This is a genomic window from Vibrio nereis NBRC 15637 (assembly GCF_001591105.1).
Lineage (GTDB): Bacteria > Pseudomonadota > Gammaproteobacteria > Enterobacterales > Vibrionaceae > Vibrio > Vibrio nereis.
This window is the reverse complement of the sequence record NZ_BCUD01000001.1, coordinates 95,818-108,474: the sequence shown is the minus strand read 5'-3', so window position 1 is coordinate 108,474 and position 12,657 is coordinate 95,818. Positions and strand designations below refer to the sequence as shown.

The window sequence follows — 12,657 nt, the reverse complement described above, 5'->3', positions numbered from 1 at the left end:
TGCTGTTATATGTTTTATTAATGAGCCCTAAAATGGCTGGATTACTTTGACATTTGCTCTTTTTCTTTTTGGACATGCCCTTCCGTCAGGTGCACAAAATCCAACAAGTCATTTCCAGATATTTCAAACGCTTGACCAAAACCTTTGACATAACGACCAGACTCGGGAACAAGGCGGTACAGGTTAAAATCACCCAGTTGGCTCAAATTTTCGATAATGTCGCCAAAGCGGGTTTGCAGCACATTCACCCCTTGTTGCCAGGCTTCGGTATTTCTTTCTACAAGCTCCGCACGAGTATCAAAGGTCAGACGCTTACGCGCATAAATCTGCTTGCACTCGCTTTCATCTTCGATCATTAAAATCGACACGTTACGGTTGGTTTTAAGGTTACGCCCATGAGCGGCGATATCGCTTACCAGTATGTAATAAGCTTGGCTGTCAAACGCGAATGGTGCGTACGTCGCGTTTGGAATGCCTTCTGCACTTATTGTGGCCAGTTGCAATGTTTTACGTGAATCTCGAAAGGCTTGAACTTCTGGTTCTAAACGGTTTTGTAAACGTTCACGTCGAATATCTGTTCTTGTCGGCTGTTCTGTTTTTTCTGACTGACTTTCTAAACTCATACTGAAAGTTCCTTTTTCATTTTCTTGAAGGCAGAAACCTGCTCTGGGATTAATTGCCGTTTTTTATCGCGGCCCAAATAGATCTTAAATACGCACTCCCCTGAAGAGGTAAAGAATGCAATATAGTGGCTTTCCATATTTCTAAAAGGCTTACTAACAAACGCGATATTCGCCACCAAATCTAGACGTAAGTGCCCGTGTAATTCACCGTCGCGCCCCATGAGGTTGTAATACCCATGAGCTACTTTCCCCCTAGGGAACGGGGCTTTACTTTCAAAAATGGATCCAAACGAGTGAATGATAGTTGTCATCACACCCCATTCAGGCAACTGCTCAAGGACCGTTTGTGCTTGTTCGCCAGGGACTTGAGTGACCATCTCGTTCGGTAAAGCAAATGTAATCGCACCTTCGCTTAGGTTTAACTGCTTTGACATTTCAGAAACGGGCACAGTTGGATCTGCCGCCATCGACGTGCTGACTTTGTCTGCGACCTCGGTTTTAGTGCAACTGGTGTACATTATTTCTCCCATTGACTTATTGTGTTAAGACAGCCGCTCGTTTACAGAATCTCTGCAGATGGTCATCTGCCAAAACCGCCATAACCAATAGTTTTATCACTAAAAGTATTGACGATTATGATACAGGCGGACAACAATAATGCAAATGATATTTGATATCATTTGCATTCAATGCATAATAACCACCGCTGTAACGTTTAAGACACAATCGCTACTTCGTCCCTACCCTTGGTGCTCTTCTCCATTCAAGCCGATAAGCAGGCCCCATAGGAGTCGAACATGGATCGGATTGCTGTCGTCACGGCACTCACTTTAGCCATCAAAACGCAATGGAACGACAATAATGAAAATGCTCACTTTCGCCCTCAGCTTACTTATCACCTCTTCATCAGTATGGGCGGAACAAGCCCCAACTTCTAATCGAATTATTAGCGCAGGTTCGAGTATTACTGAACTACTTGTTGAGTTAGGCGCACGAGACCAACTCATCGCGCTCGATGTCACCAGTAAAAAGTACAATCAAGATGGCCAATTACCACTGGTTGGCTACCATCGACAACTCTCAGCAGAAGGGCTGATGGCGTTATCACCAACGCATTTAATTGGATCCCATGAGATGGGCCCAGAGAGCACTCTGAACTTAGTGAAAAATGGCGGAATTCAAGTGCAAACGGTCCCATCTGGCGACAGTGAGCAAGACTTGTTCAAGCGTATCGATACCATCGCAACAATTACGGGGACAGAAGAAAAAGCAGTGCAGTTGAAGAACTCCCTTCGCTCAAAGCTGCAAACTATGCGAGAGCGAAACATAGAGCGCGCGCCGAAAGTCTTATTCGCCATGTTAAGTAAAGGCCGCCCCGCGACGATTGCTGGTGACGACACCACCATCGATGTGATTATCAATCTCGCAGGTGGTGATAACCCGGCCAACACTCAAATGAGCTCTTATAAACCAGTCTCTCAAGAAGCGATTGTCGACATGCAGCCCGATTACTTATTGGTGACTAAGCGTGCTTGGCAGGCGCTAGGGGGCAAACAAGGAATACTGAATGAGTTCCCACTTCTGAAGGCAACACCAGCAGCCAATGCTGACCGAATTATCGCGGTGAATGGCAGTGCCATCATCGGCGGATTGGGTATTGAAAGCCTAGAGCTTGCCGATGAGCTTCACCACACGTTTAGCCTCGCTCAGCAATAAGACTTGGATTTGTCATGACTGTTTCTACTAGAGCACTATCAGCCAAATCGCTGTGTATTATCTCCTGTATTGCTTTGTATCTAACGACTGTCGCATCAATCACTGTCGGCCCGATGAGTATAAGCTTTACTGACAGTATCCAATCGCTGCTACCACTAACCAACGCTGATATTCCCAATCACATCACTATGATTGTTCAGCAAGTGCGCCTCCCACGTACATTATTAGCAATTGCCGTTGGCGGCATATTGGCGATTAGTGGTGCGGTGATGCAAGGGCTATTTCGTAACCCTCTCGCTGATCCAGGTATCATTGGCGTGTCTTCTGGGGCGGCATTGGGTGCAGCCATCGCCATTGTTCTGTTTGGTGGGTTGGCCAGCAACTATCCCGTATTATTGCTGTTTGGCACAGTGCCGATGTTTGCTTGCTTTGGCGGTGCGTTGATTACCTTTACCGTCTATCGGTTAGGCACGGGATCGAATGGAACCTCAGTAACCATGATGCTACTTGCCGGTGTCGCGATTTCTGCATTAGCCGGGGCCGCTTTAGGGCTGTTGAACTACTTTGCCGATGACCAAGCATTACGCGATCTCTCGCTTTGGACCATGGGGTCATTGGCAGGTGCGAACCCTCAAGGATTATGGTTAGCGTTTACCACTTTGATTGCCCTGTTCATCCTTTATTATCGTGATGCCGATAAAATTAACGCGATGCTACTTGGAGAATCGGAAGCTCGCCATATGGGGATTAACGTACAAACATTAAAAAGACGCTTAATCATACTTGCTGCAGTAGGTGTTGGTGTGACAGTCGCGTTAGCGGGCATGATTGGTTTTATCGGGCTTATTGTTCCTCACGTTTCACGCATGCTGATCGGCCCTAACTATAAAACACTGTTACCTGTCACAGTATTGCTAGGCGCTCTTCTGTTGCTGTTCGCCGATATGCTAGCGCGTACCGTTGTCGCACCACTGGATATGCCTGTTGGCATTGTCACCGCACTCATTGGTGCCCCTTTCTTCGTCTGGCTGCTGATCAAACAAAAAGGGCGTATCTGATGCTAGCTCTCTTTACTCAACCTAAAAATATGACTCACGACTCGATTGCTCAGTACCGTGGTTCAACAAGCGTTTCCGTCAATCACCTATCGGTTGAATTAAGCCGACGAACCATTCTTGACGACATTAGCTTTGTACTGAACAAAGGTGAATTTACAGCGTTGCTGGGGCCAAATGGCACAGGCAAAAGCACACTGTTAAAAGCGATGACAGGAGAACTTGCAGCCCACGGTGATATAAAGTTATTTAATCAGCCCCACCAATATTGGCGTTCTGAAGATTTAGCGCGCCACCTTGGTGTTTTGCCTCAAAGCAGTACGCTCTCGTTTAATTTTATCTCGCGCGAGGTCGTCTCTCTTGGCGGGATTGGCTTGAACATTCCCAACCACCAATTGGAACACCTCGTGGCCAACAACATGGAAAAAGCGGATGTTCTCCACTTGGCAGACCGCCCCTACCCTACTTTATCAGGCGGGGAGAAGCAGCGCGTTCACTTTGCCCGGGTGTTAACCCAACTTGAACAAAGTGGCTCCAACAAAGTGATCCTGCTGGATGAACCAACCTCCGCGCTCGATCTGCGCCACCAGCACAGTACCTTGGCACTTGCAAAAGATCTGGCCAAACAGGGTGCAACGGTTGTTGCCGTGCTGCATGATCTTAACTTGGCGGCTCAGTACGCCGATCGCTTAATGATACTCAACCAAGGCAAGATCATCAGAGATGCCACACCAGAAGACGCGCTCAAAAGCGACATTATCGAACAAGTCTATCAGCACAAAGTGTCTGTCATCCCTCACCCAGAGCTAGGACATCCGATTGTGATAGCTACCTAAAATAAGTTGATTCGATTTCTTGGGCAAGATCACATTTCTCACTCATACTCAACAAGCAGGGAGGAATGGGGTATGGGTGAAAAAACAAGAATTCCAGCCATTACCGACACCATTTTGGTCAATGGTGTGTATGTCACAGAGCAACGTACTGGGAAGGACAGGCGTAAGAATAGAACCGCGAAATGGCGCTTTTATGAACGTCGACGAGGGATTGATCCTCGCTTTACGCCCGTTAAGAAAATAGATGAGGAGGCCTAAGCCTCCTCGTTTTATTTATTTGGTAATGATTTCTGGCCCCATTAGAGTCGTCGGCAACCAAGTTGAAACCCACGGTACGTAAGTCACGATAATCAGGAAGAGGAACATGACTGCTACCCATGGTAGTGCGGCTTTCACCACCTGCATCATCGACATCTTGGCAACGCCTGCCGTCACGAAAAGGTTCAAACCGACTGGCGGGGTTATCATCCCTATTTCCATGTTCACCACCATCATAATACCAAGGTGAATCGGGTCGATACCCAGTGCTATCGCGATTGGGAAAACCAGCGGTGCGACGATAATCAACAGACCTGATGGCTCCATGAACTGACCACCAATCAACAGTAGAACGTTCACCACAATCAAGAACGTGATTGGACCTAAACCAGCAGAAAGCATTGACTCTGTGATCATTTGCGGAATACGCTCTTCTGTCAGCACGTGCTTTAGAATCAACGCATTAGCAATGATAAACAGTAGCATAATCGTCAGCTTACCCGCTTCATACAGGGTATGCTTAGTATCCTTATGCACAAGCGCCTGAAACACTTTCACTATTGCAGGTTTGGTATTTTCTTTATCCGCAAATGGCCCCATATCTTTGTAGATAAAGTTCGCAATTAAGAAAGCGTATACAGCCGCGACAGCCGCAGCTTCTGTTGGCGTAAACACGCCGCCGTAGATACCACCTAAGATAATCACAACTAGCAATAAACCCCAGCTGGCGTCTTTTGCTGCTGCAAACATCTCGCCCCAACCGACAAACGGCTGCTTAGGCAATTTTTTCACTCGGGCTGCGATATAGATAGCAATCATCAGCATTACACCAGCAAGCAAGCCTGGAATAACGCCACCCAAGAACATACGCCCAACAGAGACATCCGTTGCCGCTGCATACACAACCATTACGATGGACGGCGGAATCAAGATACCTAATGTACCCGCGTTACAAATCACACCCGCCGCAAAGTCTTTTGAATAACCGTTTTTAATCATACCCGCGATAACGATACTACCAATCGCGACAACGGTTGCTGGAGATGAGCCGGACAGCGCAGCAAACATCATACATGCCACAACGGAAGCCATCGCCAAACCGCCACGGAACCAACCGACCATCGCAATGGCAAAACGGATAATACGTTTCGCCACGCCACCAGTAGACATAAAGCTCGATGCAAGAATGAAGAACGGAATCGCCAATAAAGTGTAGTGGCCAGCAAAGGCGTTAAAAAGGGTTTGAGCCACCGAAGCTAATGACGCATCAGAATGCATCATCAAAAATAAGATACTTGATAAACCAAGTGACACAGCGATTGGCACGCCGATAAGCATAAAGCCAATCACCATCACGAACAAAAATAGAATATCCATGGCTTAGCTCTCCTTACTCTTGTCGTTGTCTTGGCTTTTCTCTTGTTTCGGCTCCATCGCCTCACCCGCGTCCTTAAGCTCTTCTTTTAATGCTTCTAACTCTTCTTCTGCTTCATGGCCGGCAATCAAGCGGTCTAGCTTGCCTATGGCAATTTGGTAGGTCACTTGTGCAAAGCGGAATGTCAGCAAAGCCATGCCGATAGGCAGTGCCATGTAAGGAATAAACCTTGGTAGCTTCTCGTAGCGTTCGCCTTCGTTCAGCCAGTCGGCTAAAAACTGCAGCATTTCTGGCATTGGAATATCATCGGTTTCGTACCATGCGCGGTCTGTCGCAAACGGGTACCAGTAATTCCAAGAGCCGATTAAAAGCAGGATAGAGAACGTTAAACAACACGCCGCCGCGATCAAAGCGTAAATTTTTCTTAGTTTTTCCGGGGCCAGGTTGATCACGACATCAACCCCAATGTGGAAGTGTTTTTTTACGCCGTAAGAAGCGCCCACCAGCACCATCCACGCAAAAAGAAATACCGTAAGTTCAAGAGCCCAAAGAATGTTGTCGTTAAACACGTAACGAAAGACAACGTTGGTAAAGGTAAGCAAGGTCATGGCACCAAGGAAGAACGCAATTAAGGTCTCTTCAATGGCATCGGTCACCTTCCCTATTCTGGCAAAAATCGATTGTTCCATAGTTAGATCGCTTTTCTACACCAATTGAAAATTGGCTATACAGGACAAAGAAAGGCCCTCCTCCCGATCGGAGGGCCAATGGTTAGGGAATCGTTATTATTTTGATTGGTTGATTACTGCTTGTTAGAGGCCATCGCCGCTTCGATAAGATCAGAACCAATGTCTTTCTCAAACTTCTTCCATACTGGTTGAAGCGCCGTTAACCACTGTTGACGCTGATCCGGAGTCAAAGAACGAACCACGCCACCCGCTTCGATGATGTTGTTCTTGTTCGCTTGGTTCACTTTGGCTGACTCGGCATTACGCGTTTGTGTCACTTCTTGGATAATGGTGTTTAGCTGCTCGCGCACATCACCTGGCAGGTCTTTCCAAAAGTCGTTTGACGTCACCACTAGGTAATCAAGGATACCGTGATTAGTCTCGGTGATACCGTCTTGTACTTCGAAGAACTTCTTACCGTAGATGTTTGACCATGTATTCTCTTGACCATCGATAACTTTCGTTTGCAGGCCGCCATACACTTCTTTGAATGACATTTTTTGCGGGTTTGCACCAAGCTGTTCAAATTGAGCAACTAAAACATCGGATGCTTGAACGCGGAATTTAAGACCTTCAGCATCGGTTGGCGTCATCAGTGGCTTGTTAGCAGACATCTGCTTCATGCCGTTGTGCCAGAAAGCCAGGCCTTGTAGACCACGACGTTTCATCGCGTTTTTCAGCTTGTCGCCAGACTCTGAGTTTTGGAATCGGTCAACAGCCGCGACGTCTTCAAATAGGAATGGTAGGTCGAAGATGCGGTACTTTTTCGTGAACTTTTCAAACTTTGATAGAGAAGGGGCAGCAAGTTGCACGTCGCCATTCAGCAGCGCTTCCAGTACTTTGTCATCATCATAAAGCGTCGAGTTAGGGAAAACCTGCATACAGACTTTACCGTTCATCTCTTCGTTCACGCGTTGTTCTAGCAATGAAGCTGCAATCCCTTTCGGGTGTTTATCTGTGTTCGTTACGTGGCTGAACTTGATGACCGTTTCACCTGGGTCACAGTTTGCAGCAGCATTAAAACTCGTGACAGCAAGAATTGAAGCAGATAGTAGGGTTAAAGGCTTTAGCATTATCATTCTCCTTGTTAAATGAACAACCCCATCACTGGGTGTTGATACATATACAAGGGCAAGTTCAATGCCAAACTTTATAAGAAATCAATTTAGCTTTAATTTCAGTAACTTAATTTAATGTGGCTTTTGAAGAATCGTTTGAGATCAAATTTATCAAACGAGTTTTGTGTAGATATCTACACATGGAATGTAAGAGAATGTGTGAATTTACACATATTTAACACAATCAAACTTTCAGCAACAATTAAACGCCAAGCTGGTGAGAGTGGCCCAAACAACGTAAAGGCCACTGTGAAAACTCCAAAATTAAGATGAGCAACTGATCTCCATTTTTTTACCCCACTCAGGAGGCAGATTGGCATAGTGCTCCATTTCTGGTTGCTCGTCGTAAGGCGTTTTCAGTAAAGCCGCCAGTGCTTCCACTTCACTAAAATCCCCCTGCTCTGCTTTTTCTATCGCTTGCTGAGCCAGGTAATTACGCAAAATGTATTTAGGGTTTGCGGCCCTCATCGAAGCGCACCTCGTTTCTGCGCTAATAGGGGCAGCGTCATCGTCCACTTCGCATTCACAACGTGCCAAATAAAGATCGAGCCATGCTTTAGCTGCTTCTCTATCAATAAACAGATCAACCACCACCTGAGGATCGGCATGGTCTAAATTAGACAGTTCACGCATAAACCGCGTGTAATCGACGTGGTTTTGATGCAGCAGCTCAAACATCGCTTGGAAAAGTTGGCTGTCTTGATCTAACTTGCAATGCAGACCCAGTTTACTTCGCATAAACTGGCTGAAATAAACTCCTAACTTGGCTTCAAACTGCGCCAATATGGCTTCTAAATCCGGCCTCTCAACTAAAGGTGACAGCGCATGTGCCAAAGCCGATAAGTTCCAAAGGGCAATTCTTGGTTGCTGATCAAACGCATATCGCCCCTGATAGTCGGAGTGGTTACAAATATAACCCGGTTCGTAATCGTCTAAGAAACCAAAAGGCCCGTAGTCAAATGTTTGGCCTAATATCGACATGTTGTCCGTATTCATTACCCCATGGGCAAAGCCATAAGCCTGCCAGTAGGCAATCATATTCGCCGTTTTATCGACAATAGTTTCAAACATCGCGGCGTATGGCTTGTCGTCTTGCAAACATTGTGGCCAATACCACTCAATCACTTTATCTGCGAGGAGTTTTAGCTCTGCCATTTGATTGGTATAAAAGAAGTGTTCGAAATGGCCAAAACGAATGTGGCTTTCAGACATGCGGATCAACAATGCCCCCTGCTCTACTCGCTCTCGGTAAACAGGTGTATCACTCGTCAACATGCCAAGTGCTCTAGTGGTCGGTATACCAAGACCTGCCATCGCCTCGCTGCACAGATATTCACGAATAGTCGAACGTAAAACAGCGCGACCATCACCCATTCTCGAGTATGGCGTTAACCCTGCCCCCTTCAAGTGCACATCGAACAAAGTGCCGTCACTGTTTGCTAACTCGCCGAGCAGCAAGCCTCTACCATCCCCAAGCTCTGGGTTATAAACCCCAAACTGATGGCCCGCATATTTCATCGCTAAAGAAGGAAAAGTCTCGGAAATCAACTCCCCAGCGAAAAAGTGCTTAAGATCGCCTTCTGGGGGCAGTGCCGGTAAGCTAAACTGGCTCGCGAAATCATGGTTCCAAGCTACCCAGCGGGTGTTGTTTAACGGTTGAGGGGTTACCTGCGTATAAAACGCGATAGGAAGGTCAAAAAAGCGGCTGGATAACGACAAAGATGAGAGTGACGACATACACAAACTCTTAACATGAATTTATCGTTAACCGTACCACATTGAATGGAAGAACATCCACAACTGCGCCCTAATAAATCATACTTAAAGGTAAGTAACCACAAACTTACTAAGGCTTATAGACTCTAGCTACTGTGTGTTAGATAACCGCAAAAATAGTAATAATGCCGACGAGCGAAAAAATACAAATACGGCTAATTAGTCCTAAGTGAGAATATTGGATCATTTCTTGATGCTGCATAAACACTCCTTGTTTTCTTTGCATTTGTTACATCGTCATTACAATATGATGAATTTTCAGACAATACTCAATCTCACATTCCATGAATTTTTTATGACATGACCTTTCGAACGCTCGATCACAACAAATTGGAGACACTTCACACTAAAACCACATCACACCAAACAAAAACGTGATTTAAATCAATTAAACTACTAATTTTTAATAAATTAATAGCAAGACTAAACATACTTAGTTAAGGGACAATAGGCTACACTCAATTAAGCTTCCAATTTTCACTTTCCGGGGGGAACATGAATCAATTGATGCGAAATATTTCGCTGCACCGACTCGTTATGATACTAGCCGGAGTACCCATCATTCTTGCCTTACTAGCAGCTGTAAAGTTAGTGCAAAACTATCAACAAACGGTGGACGTTGCGCATAACGACAGTGAGACAATTCAATTGGTACTGCTTTACGACAACCTTGCGCATAACTTGGCGGTTGAACGTGGCTTAACGGCAGGTGTGCTTGGCAGTCAAGGTAACCCTCAGCAAGTTGCTGCGCTTAAGAAACAACGTAAAGTGACGGATGCTCAAATCACGGCGCTAAGAGCTTACTCTCCGACTTATCTTCAACCGTCGATGACAGAAACCCTGGCGGCAGACGTATTCCAACAGCTATCAAAACTCAGAGATATTCGAGTACAGGTAGATCAACTTTCGCCTACAACTTCTCCTTTCGCCTACTATTCGAATTTAAACCAACTGAGCATTGATAACGCATCGTTATTGTCCTCTCGGATTGCGAACCAAGATATCTCTGATTTAGGTCAGGCTCTTATAGCCATAGTTAAAATGAAAGAGCGCGCTGGTCAGGTTCGTGGCGCTTTAAATGGCGCGTTTTCGCGACAAAGCTCTAACGTTGGACAGTATGTTGCGATTGAACAATATTTAGCGGTGGGTGAATACGCTCAACGCCAAGCAGAACAAACTCTACACTCGGACTTTGCAACCCAACTTAGGGACGCCATGTCATCGCCTATCTGGAAAGAGGTCGAGCAAGTTCAACAACGCTACCTAGATCAAAGACAGACACTCTCATCACTGCAAGGACCTGAGCCAACCCAGTGGTTTGCTGCGGCCACAAGCCGGATTAAGCTCATTAACCAAATTCGAAATAATCTCAAAACAGAGATGTTATCAGTCACAGACACAGCCGCAGCAAATGCGAGCTTCCAAGTGAACCTGATCATGTTATTGGCACTAGTGTTAACGGTTGTTTTAGTCGCGACGGTAACCGTCTGCGTTAAAAGCCTGAAGCAACGAGTAGGTACACTGACTCGCCAGCTCGCGAACATGTCTAGTGACCGAAATCTAACCATATCTTTGGCTGATGACGGTAAGGATGAACTTTCACAAGTATCGCGCAGTGTGAATGGATTAACCGATAGCATCAAAGACTTGCTATTTAACGTTACAAAAGCGAATGAAAGCAGCTCGCACAGCCTCAGCCAGATCGTTCAAGGCGCGAACGATCTGGGCACCAGCAGTCAAGCAACAGCAGACAAGTGCGGTAACATAGCGGCGGCCATGACTGAACTGTCTCAATCAAGCCTGGAAATTGCTTCATCGTCAGAGCGTGCTTTAGAAGAAACTGAGCAAATGGCCAACAAAGTCTTATCTTGTCAGGAACAAAGCAAATCATCCTATGAGATTGTGAGTGCACTTGTGAACCAAATAGAACAAACACAAAGCTGCATTCACCAATTGGAAAAAGACGCAGAGAGCGTGAGCAAAATTGTCGATACTATCAATGGCATCTCTGAGCAAACCAATCTATTGGCACTCAATGCAGCGATTGAAGCCGCTCGTGCAGGTGAGCATGGACGTGGCTTCGCTGTCGTTTCATCAGAAGTTCGCGATCTTGCGCAGCGCAGTAAAGAAGCCACAGAGCATATCTCTCAGCTACTGCATAACATCACAACAAATACTCAAACGGCAGTGAGTAATATGTCGAAGAGCCACCAAGCGACGGACTCTACTTTCGAATCGGTATCTTTAGTTAATGAAAGTGTATCGGAGCTTGAATCATTAATTGAAACGGTGAACGAGCACATTACCAGTATCGCTAGCTCGACGACCGAACAATCTAAAGCCAGTGAAGCGGTGGATAAAGATGTCGATGTCCTTACCGAAATCGCACTCAATACGGGTGACTTGGCAGGGAACATGAATAATGTTGTCTCAAGTTACCAATCTGAAGCAGAGAAAGTGAACTCTCAGCTTCAGGAGTTCAAACTCGTCTAAGGCTTTAAGCTTCAGGAAACAAAAAAGCGGCATCAATTGCCGCTTTTTTATCGAATGTTCAGAGAAATTCGGACAAAGTCCTCATCTTCGTATTCCATTTTATGGTCAAACAGAGACGAAGAATAAATGGTGCGTAAGAACGCGCTCTTCTCACCATGAGTACCACGAAACAGCATAGATATATCGCTAATCAAGCGGTTTCTGTTGTCAAAATGCGCGTTTAAGTCGTTAGATAACACACACAGTAGGCAACCTTTCGGGTTATAACTCAAATCCACATCTTCAGGGCTTGAAACCAATACCGTGGTGTTCAGTTCTTTCTCGATCATATTGATCAAAAGAAGAAAACTATCCAGATGAGGTAGCTCATCACCACGTAAGGGCGTCAGCAAATTGCTTAACATCGCTTCCATATCAAGCTTCTGTGAGCGAGTATGGCTCACCAAAGAACGAATTTTCTTCTTGAACGGCTTATATTTTTTAGTATTGGCAGACTTATTCAACCAAGCGGAAAGAATATCATTGATCTCACCGCGAGTTTTTCGGCTAAGCGTTTTGGCGCTGTGATTAGTACGCAGATGCAAAAGCGCGTGGAGCGCCAGATCTGATAGCAAAGGTTCAAATTCAGGTTTTATCTTGGTGTGGATACTGCGCATGGTGCCTTAGACGTATAGAGCTC

At 45.8% G+C, this 12,657-nt stretch carries 12 protein-coding genes; 5 read left to right on the top strand and 7 right to left on the bottom strand.

Going from position 1 to position 12,657, the window contains the following annotated elements:
- Positions 1 to 41 precede the first annotated feature (41 nt).
- Positions 42 to 623, bottom strand: a complete 582-nt coding sequence (gene hutZ / locus VNE01S_RS00525) for a heme utilization protein HutZ (RefSeq protein ID WP_053396437.1) — start codon at positions 621 to 623, stop codon at positions 42 to 44.
- On the bottom strand, positions 620 to 1,141 hold the full coding sequence (hutX, locus tag VNE01S_RS00520; protein ID WP_053396438.1) for a heme utilization cystosolic carrier protein HutX: 522 nt from the start codon (positions 1,139 to 1,141) through the stop codon (positions 620 to 622). Before hutX ends, hutZ begins: the two co-directional genes overlap by 4 nt.
- 343 nt (positions 1,142 to 1,484) lie before the next feature.
- On the opposite strand from hutX, the gene VNE01S_RS00515 reads away from it, so the two are divergent.
- The 4 genes from VNE01S_RS00515 to VNE01S_RS00500 all read left to right on the top strand — a co-directional run bounded on the left by VNE01S_RS00515 (position 1,485) and on the right by VNE01S_RS00500 (position 4,488).
- Positions 1,485 to 2,339: a heme/hemin ABC transporter substrate-binding protein gene (locus VNE01S_RS00515; RefSeq protein ID WP_053396439.1), complete on the top strand. Its 855-nt coding sequence runs from the start codon at positions 1,485 to 1,487 to the stop codon at positions 2,337 to 2,339.
- A gap of 14 nt (positions 2,340 to 2,353) precedes the next feature.
- A complete protein-coding gene (locus VNE01S_RS00510; RefSeq protein WP_053396440.1) occupies positions 2,354 to 3,397 on the top strand; it encodes a FecCD family ABC transporter permease in 1,044 nt (347 codons plus the stop codon).
- Positions 3,397 to 4,230, top strand: a complete 834-nt coding sequence (locus VNE01S_RS00505; RefSeq protein ID WP_082331714.1) for a heme ABC transporter ATP-binding protein — start codon at positions 3,397 to 3,399, stop codon at positions 4,228 to 4,230. The genes VNE01S_RS00510 and VNE01S_RS00505 overlap by 1 nt, the downstream gene beginning before the upstream one ends.
- Before the next feature lie 72 nt (positions 4,231 to 4,302).
- Entirely contained in the window at positions 4,303 to 4,488 is a 186-nt protein-coding gene (locus VNE01S_RS00500; protein WP_053396441.1) for a hypothetical protein, read from the top strand.
- 15 nt (positions 4,489 to 4,503) lie between these two features.
- Here the strand turns inward: VNE01S_RS00500 and VNE01S_RS00495 are convergent, their stop codons facing one another.
- The 4 genes from VNE01S_RS00495 to VNE01S_RS00480 form a co-directional block, all read right to left on the bottom strand.
- Positions 4,504 to 5,865, bottom strand: a complete 1,362-nt coding sequence (locus VNE01S_RS00495) for a TRAP transporter large permease (protein ID WP_053396442.1) — start codon at positions 5,863 to 5,865, stop codon at positions 4,504 to 4,506.
- A gap of 3 nt (positions 5,866 to 5,868) precedes the next feature.
- Positions 5,869 to 6,552, bottom strand: coding sequence for a TRAP transporter small permease (locus VNE01S_RS00490; RefSeq protein ID WP_053396443.1), 684 nt, complete (start codon positions 6,550 to 6,552; stop codon positions 5,869 to 5,871).
- A gap of 113 nt (positions 6,553 to 6,665) precedes the next feature.
- A complete protein-coding gene (locus tag VNE01S_RS00485; RefSeq protein WP_053396444.1) occupies positions 6,666 to 7,664 on the bottom strand; it encodes a TRAP transporter substrate-binding protein in 999 nt (332 codons plus the stop codon).
- Positions 7,665 to 7,973: 309 nt separating this feature from the next.
- Positions 7,974 to 9,446, bottom strand: a complete 1,473-nt coding sequence (locus VNE01S_RS00480; protein WP_053396445.1) for a protein adenylyltransferase SelO — start codon at positions 9,444 to 9,446, stop codon at positions 7,974 to 7,976.
- Positions 9,447 to 9,980: 534 nt separating this feature from the next.
- On the opposite strand from VNE01S_RS00480, the gene VNE01S_RS00475 reads away from it, so the two are divergent.
- Positions 9,981 to 11,978: a methyl-accepting chemotaxis protein gene (locus tag VNE01S_RS00475; RefSeq protein ID WP_053396446.1), complete on the top strand. Its 1,998-nt coding sequence runs from the start codon at positions 9,981 to 9,983 to the stop codon at positions 11,976 to 11,978.
- A 47-nt stretch (positions 11,979 to 12,025) separates the two neighbouring features.
- Here the strand turns inward: VNE01S_RS00475 and VNE01S_RS00470 are convergent, their stop codons facing one another.
- Positions 12,026 to 12,634, bottom strand: coding sequence for a DUF2913 family protein (locus VNE01S_RS00470; RefSeq protein ID WP_053396447.1), 609 nt, complete (start codon positions 12,632 to 12,634; stop codon positions 12,026 to 12,028).
- Positions 12,635 to 12,657: the final 23 nt, after the last annotated feature.